The 24,615-nt window shown below is 60.9% G+C and carries 25 protein-coding genes; 19 read left to right on the plus strand and 6 right to left on the minus strand.

Annotation, left to right across the window (positions count from 1 at the left end; all coding sequences use genetic code 11):
- Positions 1–289: 289 nt before the first annotated feature.
- The 4 genes from ABIB56_RS14580 to ABIB56_RS14595 all read left to right on the plus strand — a co-directional run bounded on the left by ABIB56_RS14580 (position 290) and on the right by ABIB56_RS14595 (position 2,549).
- The gene (locus ABIB56_RS14580) at positions 290–475 is read left to right on the plus strand and encodes a hypothetical protein (RefSeq protein ID WP_354569953.1); all 186 of its coding nucleotides are present in this window, start codon (positions 290–292) and stop codon (positions 473–475) included.
- 65 nt (positions 476–540) lie between these two features.
- A complete protein-coding gene (locus ABIB56_RS14585) occupies positions 541–753 on the plus strand; it encodes a type II toxin-antitoxin system HicA family toxin (protein ID WP_354569954.1) in 213 nt (70 codons plus the stop codon).
- A 10-nt stretch (positions 754–763) separates the two neighbouring features.
- A complete protein-coding gene (locus tag ABIB56_RS14590; protein ID WP_354569955.1) occupies positions 764–1,183 on the plus strand; it encodes a hypothetical protein in 420 nt (139 codons plus the stop codon).
- Between the two features lie 784 nt (positions 1,184–1,967).
- A complete protein-coding gene (locus ABIB56_RS14595; protein ID WP_354569956.1) occupies positions 1,968–2,549 on the plus strand; it encodes a putative glycolipid-binding domain-containing protein in 582 nt (193 codons plus the stop codon).
- Positions 2,550–2,873: 324 nt separating this feature from the next.
- Here ABIB56_RS14595 and ABIB56_RS14600 read toward each other — a convergent pair whose 3' ends face one another.
- Positions 2,874–3,242 carry a hypothetical protein gene (locus tag ABIB56_RS14600; protein ID WP_354569957.1) on the minus strand — a complete coding sequence of 123 codons (369 nt, stop codon included), beginning with the start codon at positions 3,240–3,242 and terminating at the stop codon, positions 2,874–2,876.
- A gap of 85 nt (positions 3,243–3,327) precedes the next feature.
- Complete coding sequence (locus ABIB56_RS14605; protein ID WP_354569958.1) at positions 3,328–4,635, minus strand: epoxide hydrolase family protein; 1,308 nt, start codon at positions 4,633–4,635, stop codon at positions 3,328–3,330.
- A gap of 537 nt (positions 4,636–5,172) precedes the next feature.
- On the opposite strand from ABIB56_RS14605, the gene ABIB56_RS14610 reads away from it, so the two are divergent.
- The 14 genes from ABIB56_RS14610 to ABIB56_RS14675 all read left to right on the plus strand — a co-directional run bounded on the left by ABIB56_RS14610 (position 5,173) and on the right by ABIB56_RS14675 (position 19,901).
- A complete protein-coding gene (locus ABIB56_RS14610) occupies positions 5,173–5,388 on the plus strand; it encodes a hypothetical protein (RefSeq protein WP_354569959.1) in 216 nt (71 codons plus the stop codon).
- Positions 5,389–6,127: 739 nt separating this feature from the next.
- Complete coding sequence (locus ABIB56_RS14615) at positions 6,128–6,964, plus strand: GntR family transcriptional regulator (RefSeq protein WP_354569960.1); 837 nt, start codon at positions 6,128–6,130, stop codon at positions 6,962–6,964.
- Positions 6,891–7,961, plus strand: coding sequence for a BMP family lipoprotein (locus ABIB56_RS14620; protein ID WP_354569961.1), 1,071 nt, complete (start codon positions 6,891–6,893; stop codon positions 7,959–7,961). Before ABIB56_RS14615 ends, ABIB56_RS14620 begins: the two co-directional genes overlap by 74 nt.
- A gap of 64 nt (positions 7,962–8,025) precedes the next feature.
- Complete coding sequence (locus ABIB56_RS14625) at positions 8,026–9,585, plus strand: ABC transporter ATP-binding protein (protein ID WP_354569962.1); 1,560 nt, start codon at positions 8,026–8,028, stop codon at positions 9,583–9,585.
- 80 nt (positions 9,586–9,665) lie between these two features.
- Positions 9,666–10,712: an ABC transporter permease gene (locus ABIB56_RS14630; protein WP_354569963.1), complete on the plus strand. Its 1,047-nt coding sequence runs from the start codon at positions 9,666–9,668 to the stop codon at positions 10,710–10,712.
- On the plus strand, positions 10,709–11,611 hold the full coding sequence (locus ABIB56_RS14635) for an ABC transporter permease (protein ID WP_354569964.1): 903 nt from the start codon (positions 10,709–10,711) through the stop codon (positions 11,609–11,611). The genes ABIB56_RS14630 and ABIB56_RS14635 overlap by 4 nt, the downstream gene beginning before the upstream one ends.
- Position 11,612: 1 nt before the next feature.
- Positions 11,613–12,182, plus strand: a complete 570-nt coding sequence (locus tag ABIB56_RS14640) for a cysteine hydrolase family protein (RefSeq protein WP_354569965.1) — start codon at positions 11,613–11,615, stop codon at positions 12,180–12,182.
- A complete protein-coding gene (locus tag ABIB56_RS14645; RefSeq protein ID WP_354569966.1) occupies positions 12,179–13,117 on the plus strand; it encodes a PfkB family carbohydrate kinase in 939 nt (312 codons plus the stop codon). The genes ABIB56_RS14640 and ABIB56_RS14645 overlap by 4 nt, the downstream gene beginning before the upstream one ends.
- Positions 13,117–13,881, plus strand: coding sequence for a nucleoside phosphorylase (locus ABIB56_RS14650; protein WP_354569967.1), 765 nt, complete (start codon positions 13,117–13,119; stop codon positions 13,879–13,881). Before ABIB56_RS14645 ends, ABIB56_RS14650 begins: the two co-directional genes overlap by 1 nt.
- An 11-nt stretch (positions 13,882–13,892) precedes the next feature.
- A complete protein-coding gene (locus ABIB56_RS14655; RefSeq protein ID WP_354569968.1) occupies positions 13,893–14,681 on the plus strand; it encodes a sugar isomerase domain-containing protein in 789 nt (262 codons plus the stop codon).
- A complete protein-coding gene (locus ABIB56_RS14660; RefSeq protein WP_354569969.1) occupies positions 14,678–16,120 on the plus strand; it encodes an aldehyde dehydrogenase family protein in 1,443 nt (480 codons plus the stop codon). The genes ABIB56_RS14655 and ABIB56_RS14660 overlap by 4 nt, the downstream gene beginning before the upstream one ends.
- A gap of 3 nt (positions 16,121–16,123) precedes the next feature.
- The gene (locus tag ABIB56_RS14665) at positions 16,124–17,575 is read left to right on the plus strand and encodes an aldehyde dehydrogenase family protein (protein ID WP_354569970.1); all 1,452 of its coding nucleotides are present in this window, start codon (positions 16,124–16,126) and stop codon (positions 17,573–17,575) included.
- Positions 17,575–18,705, plus strand: coding sequence for a CaiB/BaiF CoA transferase family protein (locus tag ABIB56_RS14670; protein ID WP_354569971.1), 1,131 nt, complete (start codon positions 17,575–17,577; stop codon positions 18,703–18,705). Before ABIB56_RS14665 ends, ABIB56_RS14670 begins: the two co-directional genes overlap by 1 nt.
- Entirely contained in the window at positions 18,702–19,901 is a 1,200-nt protein-coding gene (locus tag ABIB56_RS14675) for an acyl-CoA dehydrogenase family protein (RefSeq protein WP_354569972.1), read from the plus strand. Before ABIB56_RS14670 ends, ABIB56_RS14675 begins: the two co-directional genes overlap by 4 nt.
- A 34-nt stretch (positions 19,902–19,935) precedes the next feature.
- Here ABIB56_RS14675 and ABIB56_RS14680 read toward each other — a convergent pair whose 3' ends face one another.
- The 3 genes from ABIB56_RS14680 to ABIB56_RS14690 all read right to left on the minus strand — a co-directional run bounded on the left by ABIB56_RS14680 (position 19,936) and on the right by ABIB56_RS14690 (position 21,429).
- Positions 19,936–20,577 carry an amidohydrolase family protein gene (locus tag ABIB56_RS14680; RefSeq protein WP_354569973.1) on the minus strand — a complete coding sequence of 214 codons (642 nt, stop codon included), beginning with the start codon at positions 20,575–20,577 and terminating at the stop codon, positions 19,936–19,938.
- The gene (locus ABIB56_RS14685; RefSeq protein WP_354569974.1) at positions 20,568–20,813 is read right to left on the minus strand and encodes a pentapeptide repeat-containing protein; all 246 of its coding nucleotides are present in this window, start codon (positions 20,811–20,813) and stop codon (positions 20,568–20,570) included. Before ABIB56_RS14685 ends, ABIB56_RS14680 begins: the two co-directional genes overlap by 10 nt.
- Positions 20,814–21,132: 319 nt before the next feature.
- A complete protein-coding gene (locus ABIB56_RS14690) occupies positions 21,133–21,429 on the minus strand; it encodes a hypothetical protein (protein WP_354569975.1) in 297 nt (98 codons plus the stop codon).
- 247 nt (positions 21,430–21,676) lie between these two features.
- Between ABIB56_RS14690 and ABIB56_RS14695 the strand changes: the two genes are divergently transcribed.
- Positions 21,677–21,934 (plus strand): hypothetical protein, encoded by a 258-nt coding sequence (locus ABIB56_RS14695; RefSeq protein WP_354569976.1) that lies wholly within the window; start codon positions 21,677–21,679, stop codon positions 21,932–21,934.
- Positions 21,935–23,283: 1,349 nt separating this feature from the next.
- On the opposite strand, the gene ABIB56_RS14700 is transcribed toward ABIB56_RS14695, so the two are convergent.
- On the minus strand, positions 23,284–24,543 hold the full coding sequence (locus tag ABIB56_RS14700) for a glutamyl-tRNA reductase (RefSeq protein ID WP_354569977.1): 1,260 nt from the start codon (positions 24,541–24,543) through the stop codon (positions 23,284–23,286).
- Positions 24,544–24,615: the final 72 nt, after the last annotated feature.

The raw sequence follows: 24,615 nt of genomic DNA on the forward strand, positions 1-24,615 counted from the left end.
CACCAGCCTGCCGATACGGCAGAATAAAAACCACAACCCCCGGTGGCCCTATTTTCAGTTGGCAAAAGTGGCCCTGTTTTCAGTCGGCGTCAACACAAGTACCACGATTGCGTCTACGGACCCGCAGACCTTGCCAGGATGATCATCCACCGCGTCAACCTCTGCACCATCACCACCGCGAGCAAGTAGGAGCCGACACCATGAGCACAATCACCATTGACACCGTTACAGCCGCACACTCGTAGACGTATTCGCGGCTGAGGAATTCGCGTAAGACGTAGCATCCCGAATGAACTGCGCCGAGGTCGAGGCGGTTATCTCGATGCTCCGCGCAGTCGGCGGAGATGCGGCCGCCGCCACCTGGCTCGACGCCCACGCAGCCCAGGACGAGGACGGCGACGCCCACTATCAGCCCACGGCGTACGTTGTGCCCACCGATCCGATGGACGACCTACAGTGCGACAGCTGCCAGTAAACCCTACGGCCCATAGCTCTAGTCCCCCCTTGACTTTACCATCTAGTGGGGGCTAGACTATAGTTATGCCGAAGCCGCAGAAGTACCGGGACGTCACAAAGTTCCTCCGCTCTCGCGGGTGGGTCTTTCTCCGCAATGGGAAGGGTAGTCACGAAATCTGGGGAACCGAAGACGGAACAATGACGATCAGCATTCCGGCCCATAAAGAGGTTTCCGCTGGTGTAGTCAAGCAAATCATTGGGGCGTTCCCGGACGCACCGGAGAACTGGAAGAGGTAGGGAAACGATCATGGCAAATACATCGCGAACGCTCGCAGCTCGTGCGTACCGTGACGGCAAATGGTGGACCATCGAGTTCCCCGAGTTGTCGTCTCCTTCACCCGGAGGGGGAGAGCACCGCATCATGGCCGTAGGTCAGGCGCGGAATGTGAAAGAGATTCAGGCGGCAGCCGTTGACCTCGCTGCGGTCTGGCTCGATGTCGCCGAAAGCGAGGTCGACGTGCACGTGACGATCGAAATTCCCGGAGCCGCGGCCGAACTCTTCGCCCAGGCCAAGAAGAACGAAGAGACGGCCCGCCAAGCTGTCAGCGAGGCCGCACGTCAGTGGCGTGAGGCTGTGCGAGCGCTCACCGTTGACGGAGTCACGCAAGCCGACGCCGCCCGGATCCTCGATCTCTCCCCACAGCGAATTAGCCAGCTCACACACTGAGACGATGAAAGTGCGACAGCTGCCAATGATTCCGACAACACGCCCCTGTATACCTGCGCATACAGGTTTACAGGTCACGCGCATGGCGGGCGACTAGACGTCGTTCCTGTCACCGGAATTATCACCGGAACGGGGCTAACGAGAGCCGACGAACCGCGGGAAACCGCGGATCGCGATTTGCTGCGATCGCAGCCGGTGGACGATCCCGCGCTTTCGGACTTGGCGCTTTACTTTGTGATGATCCCCGCGGTGGTTATCTCGATGGCGCTCCTCACCATCACATTGCGCGTCGGTCAACGAGCGCACGGTAGATTTAACGCGCGACCGCTAGCCTCACCTGCACTTCCGTATTTCATCGCGTGTGTGTGTTTTCTGGTGGGGACTTTGGTCGGAACGGTGGTGTTTCTGACGACTGGGGGAGTGGAGTGACAAAATCGCGGCGCGCTTGGATTTACCCTATTCTTGGCGGGCTCTGCGTGGGCATTGGCGGCGTACTTCTGGGAGGCAGAACAGCTGCGATCTGCGGTGTACTGAGCGGGATTCTGGTTCTAGGGGGCTTCCTCTGGGGAATCACGACTCGGTGGCGCTAAAGCCGGAGATCACTGTCCTCCCCAAGCCTTAGAGACCTCGTCTGTCCGAATCTTTCAGATGAGGAGCAACCTTCGGATGCATCGCAGGGTTGTTTGAATCGCCCTGGATTTCGTTCCTAGGGTTTGTCTTGGGAAACGATCGTTTGCGGCACCCGACGGTGCGCAGCCGATCAGGTCCGAACTAGGTTCAACCCATGAGACTTAAGCCACCGCCCGCGGCCGCGAGCTGGAATCACCAAGACGCGCGGGTGGGTTTCGAGGTCGCCTTCTTCGACGGTCTGAAAGCAGGTCATCGTCTGACAGGTCACACGACCGCAAGCGAACCGTCTTCGCTGTGGTCAGTCGGCTACGACGTGACGGTAGATGACGCATGGAGAACCCTCGCGGTGCACGCAATGAACGTGACCACCGCTGGGATGCGCGAAGTGACGTTGAACCGCGGCGCGGGAGACAGGTGGACCGTTAACGGCGACCCGCGCCCGGTGCTTGACGGGTGCGTCGACGTCGACTTCGAGTCGTCCGCCGTCACAAACACTCTCCCCATTCACCGACTCGAATTCATCGTCGGCAAGGGAATCGATGTGCCTGCGGCATTCGTTCAAGCTGAAGACCTTCGCATTGAACGTCTTGAGCAGCGATACACCCTCACGGAGGTCACCCCGGAACGGTTGGTGTTTCACTATGAGTCGTCGACTTTTGATTTCGCATGCAAGCTGGAATACGACATGGCCGGGCTCGTCGTGAGATATCCGGGCATCGCCACCAGAGACGTGTAGACCTAACTGTCCGAAATTGATCGTTATGAGCAGGTCGACGAGCCCGCTTGAGAACCCTGATTTTCCGGTTGCCTCCACCTGTTGAGTTGGTCGATAAGTGGCGGGGTTCTGTGATCGCTCAGTGTCGCGGTCAGAGTCGGATCCGTCTTGAATCCCATGGGTGGCGAGGCACTTTGGCTAAGAGACAGCGGGAGGCCTCAACTCGAGTCGGCCGACGGCAATAGCGCCCGTAAGTGGACGTTTACCGCGACATTCTGTCCTTTTCGGCACGCGAGCGTCCGGCGGGTCAACAAGTCGCGGTCAACCGACAGAGTCCTGCCTTTGTCAGACGCTCAAAAAGGGATAGGTCCATACTTTGGTCGAGTCGTAGTTTCGAAACCAGAGGCCCGTGTCGTCCGCCGTCAGTAGACACAGAAATCGCAACCCGATGAGGGCACCTTGACGACACCCTTCCGCAACGGTGTTGAGCAGGTCATCAGCGGACGTGGGATTTTTCCGCGTGAACTCGTCGAAATTCTCGAGAACGAAAACTATTCCCGCGTGAGGCGAGACCCACTGCTCGTATCCATCGATCAGCCATTCGTCGAAGAATTCGCTGAGACCCTCCATCCCAGGCCAGGATGCGATTCCGAATGTGCTGTTGATGGTCTCGGTCAGCCCTCCATCGTCGACCCACAAGCGGGCATCGCTCACGACCAACCTGTAGCCCTGATTCGTGAGCCGACCGCACACTTCGGTTCGCACGCCTTCGTTGCGCAGGACCGTGACAAAACTGAACCTAGCCAATTTGTATGCGAGATCTTCTGAGTCGGAAATGTCGTAGGCCGCCATAGCGAGTGACGATACCCGAAGTCGAAGGAGGGGCCAGCGGCCGTTCAGCCTGCACAACTCCTAATGCGAAAGCGGAACGGTCCCCGGGACATCGCAACTCTCCAGTAGTGGATTCCTCATTGGCCGCCGAGAACCACAGAGTCTCAAGGAAGGCTCTGATGTCGTCGGCGAGTAAGTCAGGCTGTTCGTGCGGCGCGAAGTGGCCGCCTCGGGGCATGACCGTGTATCTCTTCACGTTGTAGGTGCGCTCGGCCCAGCTGCGGGGCGGGCTCGAAAGGTCGTGCGGGAAGAGAGCGACTGCCGTAGGAACCCGCACCCGATCGACGCGGGTGGAGAACCCTGCGGTGAACTCATAGTAAGGACGGAAGGAGGTGCCGATCGAGTTCGTGAACCAGTAGACGGAGGCGAGGGTGACGAGGTAGTCGTCGCTGAACGTCGTTGAGACATCCCCTCCGCAGTCGCTCCAGGCGCGATGCTTCTCGAGGATCCACGACAACAACCCTGTCGGCGAATCCGACAGCGCCGGGGCGAGAGTGAGGGGTCGAGTTTGTTGCTGGTGCTGATATGCGCCCTCTGTTGCGCCCCACGCGTTCACTCGGTTGAGATGCTGGCGCTCATCCGCGGTGATCGTCGCCTCGTCGACATGCAAAGGAGCGGCGACGGCCAAGAGATGGATGCCTGCGACCTCCTGGGGATGAGCCTGCGCGAGCCGTGAGGTGATCCCGGCTCCTAGGTCGCCGCCGTGCGCCGCGTATCGGCCGAAACCGAGGTGATCGCTCATCAGTTGGTGCCAAAGCTCGTGTGTCTGCTCGTCTAGGGTCGGCCGCGCGGGAGAGAATGGCAGCCCTGGAAGAGCCGGGATGACCACCGTTATGGCGCTGCTCGGGTTGCCACCGAAATGAGAAGGCGTTGCCAAGCGCTGGGCCAAATCAACCAGTTCAAGCGCGCTGCTCGGCCACCCATTCGTGAGCACGATGGGGAGGCCGCCCGGAACTTCTGCGTCGAACTTTAGATAGCTCACGGGGGCGGCTCCAACGTCGGCTTCGTGCCAGGGCAGTGCCTCAATCTGAAGGCGTTGTGAGTCCCAGTCAAACTCCTCGGCCCAATACGTGACCAGGCGACGCAGCTCCCTTTGGTCGGTGCCGGCTTCCCACGCCGGAAACGGCCACGGGGCAGGCCAACGTGCATCCCGGAGCCTTCGTCGCAGATCGTCGACGTCTTCGCTGCTGACATCCAAAGCAAAAGGGCTAGTCAAGATACTCGTCTCTGGCCGGTCGGGAGATTCGATTCATAGCCCAAATTCTGGCAGACCCGCTCGGCAGCACTGGCGCTCATCGCCAGCGCGGTAGGCCTCATTGCCTACGCGAGCGAAAGTCCGCGAAGCGATGAAAGCCCATCAAGGTTCTCGGAGTCAGTTCATATGACGAACGCCAAAGGACGTCGGGGAATTCAAACAGTCTTAGTGTGATTATTGGAATGGGTTGCTCAGATCGTTAATTACTTCGTACTGCTCGGTGCGATTTTATCGTGCTTATCGTGCTGGTGGTTATGCGAATCCGGCAAACACCGTCGGTCGATCTGTACCGCGGAACTGGCATGTAAGCGAACTCGAAACGGTTGATAATCGCTACAGTCGCGCTCCTATGCGCATCAGGCGCGATTGCTCTCCGCCTGACGAATGGGAAGTCTTAGACAGCTGTGGAGTGGCAGACCGCAAGCCGGGACCCCGTTCAGACACCTCTGCACTATGGCGATGACTTCAGAAAGATGGATGACGTGTACCGTCTGGATCGTGGCCAAATTTCGGTGGGAACGCTTCAAAACGTGGCAGGGAATTCTTGTCACGATCGGGGTACTGATGGTCACTGGAGGTTTCATTCTCTTTCTCCTGAACGTGCCCGGCGCAGGCTGGGTGGAGTTCGTTGGAGTGGTTCTCGCACTCGGGTTCAACCCGGAAGCCAGAAAGGCAATTCGAGATCTCTTCACCAGGTCAGACGCCCCAAAATGACGCGTTCCCCGTCACGGTAGGTCCAGTGGGGGTTTGGCAAACTTCGGCGATGGGTGTTGGATCCCTGGTGGAGTGAATACGTTCAGTCCTTTGTGTTCTGAGCTGCCGGCGATACCCACCGAGGGCCGAACATCGAGTTCGACGAATGCCCGCAAGTGGGACGGTGAGGGGATGCATCCCCACTCTCACAGAGATCGAGCGCCGACTTCAGAGACACACGGCTTGACGGCACTGACCTCTCTAAAGCGTTCTACGTGACTCAACCGCAAGTCAGCGCCGCACAAGGGAACCACGCAACCCTTCTGCCCTCGGATCTGGAAGTGCCCTCGCACTGGCAAAACGCATGAGCGGGCCAGCTGGCGCTTCGCTCGGTGTCGCATAACCTCAGTGCCTCAACTCCCATGGGATCCGAGCCACCCGACACCGCAGCAGCATCCTTCGGCTCGTTCGTAACACACCGATCATCGGGCTTCCGGTCGGACGGGTCGAACGCACGACCACATGTCCACGGACGGGCGACCAGGCCATGCGGCACGTCAGAGACGTCGACCAAACCGACAGCAGTCCCACCCGTCTCGACTGTCACCTATCGGTGCAGCAGGCCACTTTATTCACCATATATAAACGACCTGTTTCCGTGTCTTTAAACCAGGTTTCGTTCAGCTCTTGCGGTAGACGCCCCTCTTAGGGTCTACTTAACCGGACAAGCGGTTGAGTGGACAACAAGGAACTATCGACTATGCGAGTAGACCTGGAACATGGGCGGGGAGAACAGCCCCTGTATGTGCAGCTTGCGAACGCGCTGCAAGATTTCATCACCCTGGAGAAGCTCAAACCTGGTGACATCCTCCCGAGTGAAACGGTTCTCGCTAGCGACAACCGGCTGAGCCGTGCCACGGTCATCAAAGCTTTCGACACGCTCATCGACCGCGGTATCGTCACCCGCCAGCAGGGCAAGGGAACATTCGTCAACGCTCGGCCAATGGAACGACAGCTTCCTCAGCTCAACAGCTTCTCGGAGCACGTGCACGGACTTGGACTGGCTCCCGGAAGCACGCTTCTTACGTTGGAGAGATACGACGAGGGGATGCCTGGCCGACCGACCTCGCAGTTCGAAGATGACATGCCTCTGGTAGTGATCGAGCGTCTGCGTACCGTTGGCGAAAGCGCGGTCGGTATCCACCGCACGCTGGTGCCGGCAGATGTGGCCGATCTGATCGGTCTCACCGAGCACGCTGCAGCGCGCTCTGACTTTTCGTTCTATGAGGCGCTGAGCAAAGCCGGCGTGCACCTCAACTCGGGCGACGAATCGTTACGCGCGATCAATGCAGACGCGCGTGACTCAGAGATTTTAGGAGTAGACGAAGGCGTCGCGCTTATCGAAATCGTTCGCGCATCACGCGACACGACCGGTCGCCTCGTTGAGGTTGTCCGAGCCCGGTACCTCGGGACGCAGTACCTGTACCACATCACATTCGCGCCTACATCACCCGGAGGACTTCATGAAGAAACGACTAGCTTTGGTACTCGTACCGGTGGCGGCCTCGCTGCTGCTTCTGACCGCATGTTCGAATAGCGCCACCCCAAGCAGCACCACGGGATCATCGAAGCTCGGGCGGGCAGCGCTCGTGGTGGCCCAGGGCGGTCTCGGAGACGAGTCCTATAACGACCTCGCGTACAGCGGGTTCAAAAAAGCACTCGCTAGCAACAACCTCAAAGGATCCCCGATCGAATCGGCTGATGTCGTGGCGCAGGGTGAACAGATTCTTCGACGCGCCGGGGACGCGAACTTCGGCGTCGTGGTCGATCTTGAGTATTCCCATGCCGAGGTGCTCCCCAAAGTCGCAACCGCGTATCCGAAGACAAAGTGGGTGTTGGTCAATGCGGAGGCCAAAGGCTCGAATGTTGCTTCGGTCCTGTTCCAGGAACAGGAAGGGTCTTATCTCGCAGGGGCGCTCGCTGCAATCCAAACACAAAACACCAGTGACCCCAAGATCAACGCTCAGAACACGATCGGAGTAATCGGCGGGACTCAATCGGTTGGTATCGACAAGTTCATCGTCGGCTACATTCAGGGCGCGAAGGCCGTCGATCCAGACGTCAAGGTGCTTTCGGCCTACTCCAACGACTTCGCAGACCCTACGAAGGGCGCTCAACTGGCCAAGTCGATGTTCGACAAGGGCGCTGACATCGTCTACGCAGTGGCAGGGGGCACCGGCACCGGTGTTATCCAGGCCGCGAAAGATGCAAACCACTACGCGATCGGTGTCGATGCAGACCAGGACGCACTGGCTCCGGGCTTCGTTCTGACAACCATGGAGAAGAAGACGGATGTCGCCGTGCAGACGCTCATCGCCGACTACGCAAAGGGAAAGTTTCCCGGTGGAACGACGCTGAGCCTCGGTCTGAAGCAAGACGGGGTTGGCCTCTCGGACTTCAAATACACGAAAGACGCGATCGGTCAGGCCACGATCGACAAACTCGCAAAGATGAAGCAGGACATCATCGACGGAAAGATCAAAGTGTGGAACGTCGTAAATCAGGGCTACCCGACCTACTACCCCGGTAAGTAACCTCACTACCGGCCCCCCAGGTCAAGCGTTCGCCCAGATCACAGCCATCAGAAAGCACGGAGACATGAGCGCAATCGTGACCAAGCGCTCGTCGGGGTCCGGTCCGGCAGGGGTATCCTGCCGGATCGGAGCGCGGGGAGTGAGCCGTTCGTTCGGTACCGTGCGCGCCAACGTCGACGTCACCCTGCAGGTGCGACCGTCGACCATCCACGCTGTAGTCGGAGAGAACGGTGCAGGCAAAAGCACCCTGATGCGGATGCTCTACGGGCTCGACTTCCCTGACCAGGGTTCGATCATCGTGAATGATGAGCCAGTTAGTCTGGCGTCGCCACGGGAGGCGATCGCGCGAGGGATCGGGCTAGTGCAGCAAGAGCTTGCGATCATTCCCGAATTGACCCTGCTCGAGAACCTCGTTTTGGGAGACGAGCCTAAATCCGGCGTGAGAATAGATTGGAAAAAAGCAGCAGCTCGAGCCGCCGAATTGTCTGCTTCGGTGGGCGTCAACATCGAATGGGGAGCGAACGCGGCACACACCTCAATCGCCGTGCAACAGCAGGTAGAAATCCTTCGTCTGGTCTATCGCGGCGCGGACGTTCTCATTCTCGACGAACCCACCGCGGTCCTGGCTCCCGCCCAGGCTGACGAGTTACTTCGTTTGCTGTCCTCTCTCCGCGACGCTGGTCGCACCGTCATCTTCATTAGCCACAAACTCGACGAGGTAATTGGCGTCGCCGATTACATCACGGTGCTCAGATCTGGTCGGACTGTTGCGGAAAACGTTCGGGGTGAGATCGACAGGGACGGACTGGCTGCTCTCATCATCGGCGATTCCGACCTTCCAATCACCACTGTTAGTCACGGAATACCGGGTGACGTCGTACTGGTCGCCGCCGGTCTCTCGGCGAACGATGACCGAGGTATTCGACGCGTAGAAAACGTGGGATTCCGCGTGCGAGCGGGAGAGATTCTCGGAATCGCCGCCGTTGCGGGAAACGGACAGGAGGAGCTGGCCGAGCTGCTCATTGGCGTGCGTCGAGCCGCCACGGGAGCAATTCGAGTCGGCGAAAGAAACGTCGAAAGAGCAGGTGTGCGCGCTCGTCGACGCTCAGGAATCGCCTACGTAAGCGCTGATCGAAAGCACGAGGGTCTCGCTCTCGGCCTTTCGCTACGCGATAACGTGATCGCCACTCCTGGTATCTCCACTCTCGCGTCGGCGGGCTGGCTGCGAAAGTCGGCAGTGATGACGCGCGTTCGAGACATCCTTACTCGCGCCGCTGTCCGATTCGGTTCGGCCGCAGACCTGGCTTCCAGCCTCTCTGGGGGAAACCAGCAACGGCTCGTCATCGGTAGGGAAACTGCGAGTCGACCTCTCGTTTTGATTGCGAGTCAGCCAACCCGGGGGGTGGACGTTCGGGGTATCTCGTACATTCACGAACTCCTTCGACAGGCGCGAGACAACGGAGCCGCCATCGTCTTGTTCAGCGAAGAACTAGACGAACTTCGAGAGCTCTCCGACCGCGTGCTCGTGATGCATCGCGGCCGCGTAGCGGGCGAGTTGCCTGCCGGTGCCAGCCGCGCCGAAATCGGCCAACTCATGCTCGGCGACAGTGACGAGAGTGGATGATGACATCAACAACGAGCCATACGGCGCCTGTTTCTCCTGACGCCCCCAATGTGCGGGACTCCCTTACCGGTCGACTTCTCGTGACCTTTGTTCGCGTCGCCCGTCACGCGGGGCTTCCCGTCGTCATCGCTCTTATCGTCGGAGCGATCGTGTTGAGCGTCACGGGATACGACGCCTTCAACGTTTACGGCAGTCTCACCACCGAGGCCTTCGGTTCAGCGAGCAGAATCAATGCCACGCTCGCAGCCGCGACCCCGCTTCTCTTTACCGGCATAGCTGCAGCCTTCGCGTATCGCGCTGGTGTGTTCACCGTCGGGGTGGAAGGCAGCTTCGTGCTCGGCGGCCTCACTGCTGCTGTTCTCGGCGCAAACATGGGCGGCCTGCCGCCAGCGCTTGCCATTACCATCCCGCTACTGGGGGCTGCCGTCGCTGGCACTCTGGTTGCGCTGATCCCCGCCATCCTCCGAGCCTTCTGGGCCGTCGATGAGGTGGTGACGACCCTGATGTTCAACTTCATCGTCATCGGGCTAGCGGGCTGGAGCGTGCAAGCATTCTTCCAGCAGCGCGGTCAGGCCAACTCAGCCACCGCCTATGTCTCAGACAGCGCGGTGCTGCCGGCGCTTGCGCCGCCCGGTCAGGTCAACTGGGCACTCGTAATCGGATTGGCGTTGCTTATTGGGTACGCGGTGTGGATGAGATACTCGACCCTCGGGTTCGAGTTCCGTGCTGTGGGAAGCGCCCCGCGATTCTCCATCGCCCAGGGGCTTCGAGTAAGGAACGTACTTCTTTTAGCGCTTCTCGGAGCCGGGTTGATCGGCGGACTGGGCGGCGGCACTCACGCGCTTGGCATCGTAGGGCGCTACAGCGCTGGCTTCTCGGCGAGTTTCGGCTTCACGGGAATCGCTATCGCGCTTCTTGCCAGGTTCAATCCGATCGGGATTCTGGTCGGTGCAATCCTCTTCGGCGCGCTCAACTCTGCCGGGGCGACCGTGCAACTGTTCATCAACCTTCCGGTTCAGCTCATCGACATCCTGGAAGGCACCGTGATGGTGCTCGCCGTTGCCACCTTTATCGTTCCCGCGTGGTGGAAACGACGCGCAACCCGTTCGCGAGGGGGCAAAGCATGATTGACGATTTGATCGCATCGGCACTCGCCCTGACGGTGCCGATCGCGCTCGCCGCCCTCGGCGGTGCGATTCACCGGCGTTCCGGGATCGTCAACATCGGGCTCGACTCTCATATGCTTACCGGCGCATTCATCGGGGCGTTGATCAGCGGACTGTTCGGAAGCTGGATACTCGGCGCGATCGCGGGGATGCTGGCTGGGGGAGTCACCGGCCTCATCATGAGCCTCCTCATCACCCGCCTCAAAGGTAACGAAATCATTGTCGGGCTTGGCTTCAATATTGTTACTCTCGGAGCGATCGGCTACCTCCTTCGTGCTGTCTTCGGTGTCTCCGGAACCCTCCAGGTGCCTGGTCTCCAGCGACTACCGGCTCTGGATATTCCGGGCATTGACAAGGTCCCCGTGCTCGGCGCGATCCTCTCGGGCCAAACTCCGCTCTTCTGGGTCTGTGTGCTGCTCGTTCCCGTACTCGCGTGGAGCCTGCGCAACACCGCGTGGGGAATCCGGCTCCGAGCGACCGGAGCCTCGGAACCCGCAGCGACCTCACTGGGTTTACGAACCCTGCGGATCAGAGACAGCGCCGGAATCCTCGCGGGAGCATTGGCGGGCCTCGGTGGGGTTGCTCTCAGCCTCGGCGCCGTCGGACTTTTCAACGAGAACATGACAGCTGGACGCGGGTATGTTGCGCTCGCAGCCTTCTATTTCGGTCGATCTCGACCGCTTCCGACGGCGCTCGCCTGCGTTCTCTTCGGGTTCTTCGATGCCCTGCAAATCCAGCTTCAGACCGTCGGCGGCTTCTCTCCCGACATCATCGGAACCCTGCCTTACATCGCGGTCGTACTAGTTCTCGCCCTCACGGGCGTCCGTGAATATCGTCGATCCGCACGAAAGGTGAGCTGAGATGACAGAGCCAACACCAAGACCAACCGCACTAGTCCTCGTAGACGTAATTGCGTCGTTCTTCGATGAGCGGGAGGCGAACTTCTACCCGGCGGCGTCGAGCGTGCTCGAGCCGATCGCCCAGCTACTCGCTCAGGCTCGCGCCAACGGAACGCTCATCGTGCACGCCGTCGAGCGCCACTATCCAGGGCTCGACGATTTCGAATTCGCGAAACTGCCGCGCCATCACGAGATCGGCGCAAGTGACGCCGAGTTCGTGCCCGGATTCGAGCCCATCAATTCCGGCCGAGAGATAGTGGTGCCGAAGCGACGCTTCTCCGCCTTCTATGCGACCGACCTAGACCTGGTACTCAGAGAGCAGGGCATCCGTCGTGTTCTGATCGTCGGCGTGAAAACCAATGTTTGTATTCGTGCTTCGGCGCAAGATGCCTTCGCCGGTGGGTTCGAGGTCTGGGTACCGAGGGAGACAACCAACTCGAACCGTCCGCACCTCGCTGATGCCAGTCTTGAAGATATTGATCGATACATCGGCTATGTGCCGACGTTTGCCGAAGCGTTGGCGACGCTGTGAGAGCACTGGTTCCGACCGTCGCGGTGATCGGATACGCGAGCCTCGACTCGAGCACCTCTACTGCAGCGTTTCGAGGAATCGATGCGACGAGCATCCTCGACCGTCCAATTTACTCGACCACGCCGGGCCTCGGCGGAATCGCCCACCTCGCTCGAGCCGTCGTCGCAGCAGGTGTGCGCGCTGAAGCTGTCAGCTGGGTCGGAGCTGACAGCTCGGGTTCGCTCTGGAAAACAGGCCTCGACACGGACGGATCCGGAACTGGCGCGGTTGCCATATCGGGAACTCGAACGCCCGCTGCGACTCTTATCGAGGTCGCAAGCGGGGGCACCATCTGTCTTTTCGATCCGGGGGACTGCCATTCAGGCCAGCTCGCCGAACGACAGTTGGAGGTGATCGCAGAAAGCGACTGGGTTCTTCTCACTGTCGCGCCGCGCCAGATCACCGCCGAACTGCTCAGCGTTCTCCCTCACAATGCCTCTCTCGCCTGGGCGGTTAAACATGACGACGATGCCTACACGCCTGCCATGGTTTGTCAGCTCCTCGAGCGCGCTGACGTGGTCAGCTTCAGCAGAGGAGAACGCTCCTACCTCACTATTGACGACATCGATCCCGAGGGTCGAACCAGGCCAGGGGCGCTCGTGGTGGAAACGCGTGGGGCTGACGGAGTGTCTTGGTCGTTTTCGTCTCATGCGGGACCGACACGTCAGGGAACACTCCCCGTAGAGCGTATTGACGCCGCTGACCCAACCGGGGCCGGAGATACGTTCGTCGGCGACCTCATCGGACGAATTGCCGCTCTCGACACTCTCGAAGCGCTATCCGACGAACAAACCACCCAGATTGTCGCCCACGCCTCGAGAGCGGCAACCACGTTGCTTCGGGACAGAACGAACCCGGGCCAGAGGGCCACCGCACCACCGAAGGAGATTCACTGATGTCGAGTAACACTGCCTGGTACCTGCGTTGCGGACCAGATGACGTCGGCGAATCGGCGGTTCTCGTCGGCGACCGCGGACGCGTGCTGCTCGCGGCTGAATTGCTCGATGACGCGGTCATCCTGAATGAAGACCGCGGACTAACCACCGCCACCGGGTACTTCGCGGGTGAGCGGATCACCGTGAGTGCCTTCGGCATGGGCGCACCCATCGCCACCGTGGTGATGCACGAGCTCGCAGCCCTTGGCGTGCTGAGATTTGTTCGCCTCGGCACAGTGATGACAATAGGTGACACCCGACTCGGCGAACTTGTGGTCGCTCACGGCGCAGTGCGTAACGAGTCGACCTCGACGAGCTACCTGCCGATCGAATTCCCTGCTGTTCCTGACTTCGCCCTCACCCGAGAGGTCGAAAGGGCGGTCGAATCGAGTGGTGCACCGACCCGAGCTGGCATTTTCGCCACCTTCGACGGGTTCTACACGGAGATGTTCGAAACTGGGCACGGCTCTCAGCGAGTGTCTGACCGCTATGCCGAACTTGCCAAAGTGGGCGTGGTCGCTGCCGACATGGAAACCAGCGCCCTCTTCGTTGCAGCGCGCGCACTCGGCGTTGCCTCAGCGTCGCTGTGTCTCGCCAGTGTCTCTGGCGTCACGAACGAAAAGATGACCCACAGCGACCGACTGACCGCTGAGGCACTACTGCTTCGAACGGGGTTCGACGCGCTTGCCGCATCGATTCCGTCAGTCAAAATCACGAATCGATGAAAGGTACGACAATGACCATCGCACAGACCTACCTTGATGACGTCATCACCAAAATGACCTGGGTTCGAGATAACCAAGCCGGAAATATCACCGCAGCAGGAACGATCTGCGCCGACGCCATAGCCGGAGACGGGCTCGTCTTCACCTTCGGCACCGGACACGGAGCGTTCGCCGCGCTGGAGTCATTCCCTCGGACGGGCGGCGTAACGGGGTTCCGCCCGATCGTCGAGAGCTCTATCGCGATGATGCACCACGTACTCGGCGACCAAGGAACCGCGCAATACCGCTTTCTGCACACCCAAGAGGGATACGGCAAGGCGATCCTTCGTTCGCACCAGCTCAAAGACGGCGATGCCCTGATCCTCTTCAGCCACTCCGGCATCAACCCCGTCATCCTCGATATGGCCGTCGAGTTCAAAGAGCGCGGTCTGAAAGTGATCGGGGTTACGAGCATCCCGCACTCCTCGCAGGTGGCGAGCCGGCACTCCAGCGGGAGTCGACTATTCGAGATCGCCGATGTCACCATCGACACCGGTATCCCTCTCGAAGACGCCTCGCAGTTCATCGACGGACTCGAATATCCCGTCGGCCCCACCTCCACGTCGATCGCAGTCGCGGTATCCCACGCAATCAATGCGTCAACGACCGCAGAGCTCGTCACGCGCGGAATCACGCCGATGATCATGGTCAACACCAATTCGAATCGGACCACAGAGGCCCACCAGCAGAACGATCGGAACTACGCCGAGCTGTGGCGCCGCCTTCGCAGCCGCGAATTCTCGGCGCCGGTAGTCAAATGAACGACCGCGACCTTTATCTTGGCGGAGCGTGGACGAAGGCGATCGCAGGCGATGTAATCGACGTACGAGACCCAGCAACCTCGGAGCTGATCGGGCGTTCCGCGATCGCTTCGGCTGCGGATGTTGATTCCGCCGTTGAATTCGCCAAAGTGGCCCAGCCTGGCTGGGCCGCGCTTCCCTCGGCAGAGCGTGCGCGGATTATGCACCGGGCGGCAGATCTCATCGTGGAACGCATCGAAGACATTGCCGACCTCCTCACCCGGGAGCAGGGCAAGCCGACTCCGGACAGCGTCAAGGAGATCGCGTTCGCGGCTGAGGTTCTGCACTACTACGCCGAGGAGGGCCTTCGAGTCACTGGCAGCATCAGGGCCGTTCAACGAGCAGACATCCGCTCCCTCGTCGAATGGCTCCCGATCGGAGTCGTTGGAGCAATAGTTCCATGGAACTACCCGGTCGACCTCTACGCCTGGAAAGTCGCACCAGCGCTAGCCGCAGGAAATGCCATCATCGTCAAGCCGCCGCTCGAGGCGCCGCTCGCGGTCGGGCTCATGGTGCAGTGCCTGCACGACGCGGGCATTCCGGCCGGGGTCTTGGCCGACCTTCCGGGTGGGATCGAAGCGGGCGAGCGACTTTCTTCTCACCCCGGAATCGGGATGATCACGGCGACGGCATCGACTCGCACCGGGCAGGCGATCATGCGCTCGGCCGCAACGACGATGAAGCGGGTATCCCTAGAACTCGGCGGACAGAGCCCGTTTATCGTGCTCGATGACGCCGATATCGCTGAAGCGGCCGTCGCGGCTGCTCGCCGATCGTTCTCGAACGCAGGCCAGATCTGCATTGCCGTCAATCGCATCCTGGTCGCGGATTCGGTGGCCGAGGAGTTTGTCGAGGCCGTTTCTGAGCAAGCCCGCGCTATTCGGTTGGGCCACGGGGTGGATGCCGGAGTCACCGGCGGGCCGACGACCACACACGCTGTGATCGAAACCGCTCAGGCGCATATTGCGGATGCCCTCTCGCTCGGCGCGACCGTCGTTTCCGGAGGCCGACGACTCACGGGAAGTGCTTTCGACCAGGGATCGTTCTTCGAGCCCACGGTGCTGGATAACGTTCCGCTCGGAGCAAAATCGATGAATGAGGAAACATTTGGCCCCGTCGTAGCCGTGCATCGCTACGCCGCTGGTGCAGACGTCGCGGCAATCGCAAATGACAGCCCGGCCGGGCTCGCAGCATACGTCTACGGCGGCGACCTCGACCGTGCCTGGTCGGTAGCCGAACATATCGAAGCCGGGGGTGTCGGGGTGAATGTCAACGACATCACCGAGTTGCAGGCTCCGTTCGGCGGCTGGAAAATGTCTGGATTCGGTCGTGAACTAGGGCCGGAAGGGTTGCACGGGTTCATGCAGCAGCGACACATCCGACTTCGTCGGAGGTACTGAGTAATGACCACGCCGCTTCAGCAGCTGATTGGTGGTGCGTGGCTTCCCGGGTCCGGGGATCTGATCGAAAGTCGAAGCCCCTCGAGACCGGGTGATGTCGTCGCGAGTGGTCTAGGAGCTGCTTCTGTTGACGTCGACAAGGCCGTGAGCGCCGCTCGCGATGCTCGGACATCATGGGCGTCAACCACCGCTCATGATCGCGGGGCCGTACTCGCGCGTGCGGCGGAGATCGTCGCAGCATCAGCATTGGAATGGGGCGCCGAACTGGCATGGGAAGAGGGAAAGACCCGCGCGGAGGGTATCGGTGAGGTGCGGCGAGCCGGCCAGATACTCTCGTTCTTCGCCCACGACGCCGACCGTGAATCTGGCGAGCTCTACAACTCACCGCGGAACGGCGAGCGAATCATGGTTCTGAGAAGGCCGGTCGGAACCGTCGCAATAATCACTCCTTTCAACTTTCCGATCGCTATCCCCGCCTGGAAAATTGCGCCTGCTTTGGCCTACGGCAACACGATCGTGTGGAAGCCGGCGGGGCCGGTGCCGCTCCTCGCTCTGCGATTGGCAAGCGCCCTCGTTGATGCCGGGCTTCCGGCGGGAGTTCTCAACCTCCTCATCGGAGACGCTGCTCTCGGCGCAGAGATTGCCGAGCATTCCGGTATCGAGGCGATCAGTTTCACCGGGTCGACCGTCGTCGGACGCCAGCTTGCCTCTCGGGCGGCCCTTCGCGGCATTCCCGTTCAGGCCGAAATGGGCGGTAAGAACGCTGCCATCGTGCTCGAGGACGCCGATGTCGAGCGCGCCGTCAACCAGATTATGGCGGGAGCCTTCAACTCCGCGGGTCAAAAATGCACGGCTACCTCTCGCCTCGTAGTTGCAGAGCCGATAGCGGATGAACTGATCGCCCGCTTGATCGAGGCAGCCGACCAGCTCGTCATTGGAGACCCGCTCGGTGACGGTGTGCAGCTTGGTCCCGTCATCAGCGCGGCGGCAGAATCGACGATCCTCGAGGGGATTGCTGAAGCAATCGATGAAGGAGCGGTCTCGCTCGGCGTCTCCGCGTTCACGCTCAATGTTGATTTGCGCGAAGGCCATTTTGTCGCTCCCGCCATCCTCGACTGCACCGGAACCCAGGCGACGCTGTGGAACCGCGAACTGTTCGGGCCGGTACTCGCCGTGAAACGAGTCCACTCCGCGGGCGAAGCGTTCGCGGCAGCAAACGAGGGCGACCTCGGTCTTTCTGCAGCGGTGTTCACGGGCAGCCTTTCCCACGCCATGGAAGCGATGGATCAGCTGGATGTCGGCATGTTGCACCTTAACTCCGAGACCGCGGGCGCAGATCCGCATGTGCCTTTCGGCGGTTCGAAGGGAAGCAGCCTCGGGCCAAAAGAGCAGGGTCGCGCTGCGCGAGAGTTCTTTTCGAACACCACCACGGTCTATCTGCGAGCGGGCGCATAATGCCAACCGCACTCGGAGGCATTCGGATCCTTGATTTCAGCAGGGTGCTCGCTGGCCCCTACGCCACGATGATGCTCGCCGATTTTGGTGCCGACGTGCTGAAGATCGAGCGACCGGAAATCGGGGACGAGACCCGTGCCTGGGGTCCGCCGTTTGACCGGGACGGCACCACGACCTACTTCAATTCCGTCAACCGAAATAAGGCCTCGGTCGAGGCCGACCTTCAAAACGACGACGAGATAGAAATGCTCTTGGAGCTGGTTCGGACCTCGGATGTAGTCGTCGAGAACTTTCGCGCGGGCACGATGGATCGCCTCGGCCTCGGTTATGAGCGGCTGAGCGAGCTCAATCCGCGCCTCATCTACTGCTCGATTACCGGATTCGGCAGCGCAGACGGCGCGGCGCTCGCAGGCTTCGATCTCCTGGTCCAGGCTGTGGGTGGTCTGATGAGTGTGACGGGAACGCAAGCGGGAGACCCAACGAAGACTGGAGTGGCGGTGGTCGACGTGATCACTGGGCTCCATGCGGTCACCGGGATCCTTACCGCACTGATTGCTCGTGGGACGACAGGGTGCGGTCAGCGCGTGGAGGTCAATCTCATGTCGAGCTTGCTGTCTGCACTCGTTAACCAGGCATCCGGCTACCTCGGTGCGGGCGTGGTGCCCGGAATAATGGGCAACAGGCACCCGAGTATTGCGCCCTATGAAGCTTTCAATACCTCCGATCGACCATTGGTGGTGGCTGTGGGCACAGACAGGCAGTTCCGCGCTTTCTGCGGTGGGCTCGGAATGCCAGAACTCGGCAGCGATCCACGATTCACCACGAATGAGCGGCGCGTGAAGAATCGAGAACCCCTCGGAGCCCTCATCACAGAGCGGTTGATCGGGGAGAATGCCGATCACTGGTTTCAGGTGATGGTCGAGCACGATGTTCCCGCAGGCCCGATCAATTCGATTGCGGAGGCGTTTGAGTTCGCCACGCGCCTCGGGCTCGCTCCAACGGTTGAAATCGCCGGGCAGGTGCAAGTAGCCAACCCGATCACCCTGTCGGCGACTCCGGCCGCCTATGTCACACCGCCGCCTCACCTCGGCAGCACGTCCCTCTCATTACTCAAGACAGAAGGCCAATGATGACGCCCACAACCTCCACGGATCGCGTTACCGGTCGATCCGCGATTTCGTCAGTGTTCACTGTCGATGATCTCCTCAGCGAGGCTGAAATCGGCTGGCAAACCCGTGCGCGAATGTTTGCCGAACAACGGATCAGCCCGACCATCGAGACGGATTTCGAAGACAGGCACTTCCGATCGGAGCTCATCGCTGAGCTGGGTGCTGGAGGCTTTCTCGGTATGCACATCACGGGCTATGGTTGCGCTGGTGCCGGCGCCGTGAGTTACGGGCTCGCCTGCCTCGAACTCGAGGCGGCAGATAGTGGATGGCGCACCTTCGTTTCGGTGCAGGGTTCGCTCGCAATGAGCGCGATAGCCAAATTCGGCTCGGAAGATCAGAAAAAAACCTGGTTGCCTGCAATGGCAAGCGGCCAGGTTGTCGGATGCTTCGCGCTCACCGAGCCGACGGGAGGCAGTGATCCGGCCGCTATGACAACCCGGGCCGAACGTGATGGAGCCGACTGGATCATCACCGGCGACAAGCGATGGATAGGGCTTGCGAGCCTCGCCACAATCGCCATCGTGTGGGCGCAGACCGCTGAAGGAGTCCGCGGTTTTATCGTGCCCACCGATACGCCAGGATTTTCGGCGACGCCGATCACCAACAAGCTCGCGATGAGGGCTTCCATCCAGTGCGATGTTCAGCTCGACGGCGTACGGGTCCCGGAATCCGCGCGTCTGCCGCTCGCCGAGGGTCTGCGTGGTCCGTTCTCCTGCCTCAACGAGGCGCGCTACGGGATCATTTGGGGGGTGATGGGAGCCGCGCGCTCCTGTCTGGAAGTTGCGGTGGATCGCGCGGTGAGCCGCGACGTATTCGGCGGCCCGATCGGACGTTTTCAGATCACCCAGGAGAAGCTCGCAACGATGTTGCTCGAATATGAGAAGGGCGTGTTACTGGCCCTCCACATCGGCCGAAAAAAAGAGGCAGGAACTCTCACCCCTGCCCAGATCAGCGTCGGGAAGCTCAACAACGTTCGCGAAGCGATCGCAATTGCGGGCCAGGCCCGATCAGTCCTCGGGGGCGACGGGATCACCTCGGACTTCCCTGTGATGCGACACATGGCTAATCTCGAGGCCGTACGAACTTACGAAGGAACAGACGAGATCCATGCGTTGGTCATCGGGCGAGCGCTTACCGGGCTTGACGCGTTCAAATAGGTCGTCGCGCACGAGGAATTCTGCGGGCGAGGTTTTAAACTCGGAGCGTGGGGTTCACCGGCCTGGAGAGGACCAATCGATCCAGATTTCCCCCGAGAACTCCGAGAACCTCATCCGGCGAGAAGATCTCGGTGAACCAGTCCGGTGTTTCCATCGCTTCTCTCATCCCGAGGTGGTCGAGGGCGACGGGAAAGTCTGACCCCCAAAGCAGCCGACTCGGGCCGAAGGTCTCCGAGATCAACGCCACTGTCGGTTTTACCTTCTCATGGGGAAATTCTGGATCCGCGTCATACAGTCCCGATACCTTTACCGCAACGTGGGCGAGATCAGCGAGTCGGAGCAGCCGGGCAAGGGCATCATGAAGCTCCGCTGGGGGAAGATCTACGACCCGGCGGGGGCTCCCGAGGTGGCTGACGAGCACGAGGCATCCGTCGAGCAATCGAATTGCGGTGCCGTGGCGTGCGAGCGATTGCGGAGTCGCGTTGATACTGACGGTTCGGCCCTCGAGGGCGATGTCGGCGAACCTCTCGACGAGGTCTTCCTCGATGTCGTCCAAGTAGAGCGAAATGCCTGCGAAGGCCTCGACATCCTCGCCAAGAGACGCCTCACCCTCGTCCCCAACACCGAGCAGGAGGTCAGCGAACAACCAGCCCTCGAACTCAGTGCCTAAACCCACCAACCGAAGGAAACACGGCTACACCACCACCAGGGACTTGACCCGCCGAGAAGGTCCACACCCGACAGGTCGCAGCCTCGCAGGTCTGCGGCGATGAGGTAGGCGCCTCTGAGGTGACAACCCCGACGATCCAAGAGCCGACGATCAGGGCGCCGACTTGGAGAAGGATTCGTGTTCGGCGTTTCTGGTACCTGTCGTCGGTGACACCGTCGGCGAGTTGGGCGGCAGCGGCCCACCGGGAGGCGCTGTCGTTTTTCAGGTCGGTCATGGGCTCTCCGTCGTTCGGGTTGACAGGATGTGCCGAACTATACGCCGGGCAAAGGCGCGAGGGCACCACCGGCAGCTGTAGAGCCAGCGGACATTTGCGCAGGTCAGACATAGACCTTCGCGCCACTGGCAGCCCTGAGCCATCCGACCCACATAACAAGCGAGGAATCAAATCAATTGCGAACATTCACCTGTGCGAAGTCCCCTTCACGACGCAGTACCCGGCTTCACTGGCCGGAACCCGCCCGTGGTCGGCCCCGAGGCCAACTCTTCGAAGTGCGCGTGGATCTACTTTGTGAATCGGTTCGATGACCGGCGAGAGGTCAAGAGGGCGTCGTACTTGGCCCCTGACGGCATGGGGCGTTCATCGGCCGGAAGGGCGCTCAGCACCGCGACGAGGTTCGATTCTGCAGCAATGTCAACGTCTGAGGGGAGGCCACTTGCCTGGTCTGCGCGGAGGTAGGCGTAAACCGTTTCGCGGCTAATGCCGACCGTGCGGGCGAGGACAGTTTTGGGTACGCCCTCGGCGGCCTTGTCGGTATAGGTCTTGGCGACAGGGATCCGCCAGGGTCCGCCAAGTGGCACAAGACGCCGCGGCGGCGTTCGCGCGCTCCTGCGCAAGACGCCCGGTCACCGGGCAGTTTCTCGGGACACCCAAAAATGCACGCGTTCGAACGCTGCTGTCGCGATGGACGCTTTCTCGTGCGGGGTCCTTGATTGACAAGCGGACCCTGGCAATCCCTGTGCATGGATGCGCGTGCGTCGTAGATTAGTGAGACGGCCTGCGTTCGTGACGAGCGTCTGCCCGTTTCTGGAAAGGTAAGGAGGCAGCGTGTTTCTTCGAAACGGACACCGGCAGGACTCCGGAAAAGATCTCAGCGCCTTCGGACTTGTCATAACGGGGGTGGCTCTCATCGCGGTGGGCGCGTTGCTGTTGGGTTTGGGTGCCATAGGCGTATTGCTGGTTGGCCGTGCCGCGTTTGCGGCCGTGCTTTTGCCGCTGGCCGGCATCGCCCTCGTTGTCGCCGGGATCGTCGCCTACGCTCGACGCGACACATCCCGCCCTCCCTCGGATCCAGACAAGCGGTAGCGTGCTGTCGTACTTGGTTCCCTTGAGAGTACCCCTCATCGGATTGGCGAAGCCAAATCGGCCTCCAAGAGCAACTTGAATTTGGCCCGCTGGTCGTCCGGTTGGCGGACAGCTAAATCAAGTCGCCTTCTGCGCTGCTGCGGGGATGCGTTCATCCGTCGCTGGCTTTGCCCCATGGCAGCAGTGACCGTAGCGAACCCGTAAACGCGGTGTGAGTGCAGTTTGCGGTGGTTTGAAACCGATCGCAGTTTAGATTAGCGCCACTTGGTGGTGAGGCCCCAGATAAGGCCACCGAGTGTCACCAGGCCACCGATCACACCCCAGACCACAGTTTGGGTCCCGCCGAGGATGAGCCCGCCTCCAACAACGCACAGCCCTCCAAGGATTGGGTAAATCCATGCTCGCGGTGATCTGGTCGCGTAAGGGTTCTCGTCGCCAAGGTCCGCACTGTTCCTGCTACGGCCACGGCGAGAAAGCAAATGCACACGATAAAGAACGGACGCGCGGGTAAGGCAAACAGAGGCGCGTTCGTTCTCCCGTGAGCTCGCGCGCCAACACTTAGAGCAACGGTGAAGACCACCATTGCGACAGCCACCGCCGGGATCATGACAAAGTAAAGCGCCATGTTTGAAAACGACAAAGCTTCGCCCTTCCAGTGAGTCGAGGGACACCACTTTTCGGTGCTGACTAATTTTCTAGTTCAATAGAAGATCTCATATACGACGTAAATGTAGCCGAGTCCCGCCAGCGCTCATTCCGCCATGCCTAACCCTTTCTCGTCAAGTGCAGAGATCGCGAGCCCGACGACCGGGACGTATCTCGCTGAGACCGAGAAAGGTTGCACGAAGCACGCATCAACTGGGACGAGTTGGCAGGCAAACGTCGGCCACTGAAGGTTCCGCATACGGACACAAAAGCGCTGTGCAGTCGACTTCGGACATTTGTGCACTCGACTACGGAATGTGACAGTGGATGAAGAAGTCCGGGGCGTGCGATTTTGGGGCTGATTCGGTGGGCCCGAAAATCCACATCGGCTGACGTGAAATCCCCACACTGAGGGCTCTCGATCAAGCATCATCAGCGCGGTTCATTCGTAGAAGAGACTCGAACCCAACGTGACCCTGGTTCGTGGACGATCAAGAGGAAGCTGAATAGTTGCGCTTGCCACGCCATGAGGAGAGGAGGCGCACGGGAGAGCACCGCTGTTTCGGGACACGGCACCAACTTAAGTGGCGCAACGAGAAGTCAAGTGGCACGGGACACGCCTCTCCACAGAAAAGTGGGCGGGCGCCAACAGCACCGATGAATGTGCCCGGCGAGAGCCCATGAACAGAGCCAGGCGGCGAGCCTCAGGCGTGGCGGTCGCGCAACTCGTCGCGTACCGCAGTCGGCACATCCACGCCGAAGAGCGCGGTGACGGCATCGCTGAAGGCCTGGCCTTCGCCAGAGCGCGCGAGTTCGCGTGCGCGCACCGAAGGGGTGTGCAACAGCACCCCGGTGAGGTGGCGAAGCGCTGCCTCGACGCGACCGTCCTCGTCACCGCGGGCCCGCGCCCGTTCGATCTCGGCGTCGAGACGTTCGAAAACGTGGCTGCGCAGCGCGACGACGGCCGGAGTGAGAGCCTGCTCCGCGGTCAGCGCGGCGAACTCGGATGCCGCTTCGCTCACGAGCGCGCGTGCATCGCTCGTGGCGTTCAACTCTTCGAGTGGGGCGTGGATGCTAATGGTCTCGAGGTCGAGCAGCTCGACGCCGTCGATCCCCGCAACGGCAGGGTCGACATTGCGAGGGAGACCAAGGTCGATGACGATACGGTGACGACCGGCGGCCAGCACGGCGGCGGTGATCACCGGTGTCTCCGACGAGGTACAGGTGATGACGACATCCGCTGCTTCGAGCGCTTCGACGAGCGAGGTGCTGGCGGTGAGCCCGAGGCGAGCGGCGAACCTGGCCGCACGACCGGAGGGAGAGAAAACGGTGAGCTGCTCGGCGCCGCGGTCGCGCAGCGCGGCGACTGTGGTGCCGGCATACTGACCGGTGCCGACGATGAGCACTCGCGCCTCTGACCAGTCGGCGATGCGGCTGGAAGCGAGTTCGAGGCCGAGGCGAACGAGAGAACGCCCTGCGCCGCCGATGGCCGTCTGGTTCTTCACACCGCGTGAGGTTTTGGCGGCGTTCTGGAAGAGTCGTTCGAGCCCGGAGGATGTGGTGCCTGCGGCGCGCGCCTGGATCAGCGCACGACGCACCTGGCCGGCGATCTCGTCCTCGCCGACGATCACAGACTCGAGTCCGGAAGACACCGCGAAGAGGTGCTCGGCCACCGGGTCGCCGCACAGCACGGTCACGGAGTTGCGCAGGTCATCCGGGTCCACTCCGCTCGCCTCACCGATCACCTGGACGGTGGTGGCCACAGCGACGGCGCTGGCCGCGGTGAGCGGTTCGTCGATCTCGAGGTAGGCCTCGAAGCGGTTGCAGGTGGCGAGTACCACGGCTCCCGAGACGAAGTCGCTCTTCTCGACGAGAGTGCCTGCTGCCGCGGGTGCACCGATCGAAAGCTTCTCGAGAAGGTCGAAGCTCGCGTTGTGGTGATTGGCGGTGAGACACAGAAGCACCGGCTAAGCCTACGACTGGCAGGCGTGACAGCGCAGCGCGAGGAGCTGCCAGGCAACCTCGCACATACTTAA

The sequence above is a fragment of the Glaciihabitans sp. UYNi722 genome (genome assembly GCF_040549465.1).
In the GTDB taxonomy this organism is placed as follows: domain Bacteria; phylum Actinomycetota; class Actinomycetes; order Actinomycetales; family Microbacteriaceae; genus Lacisediminihabitans.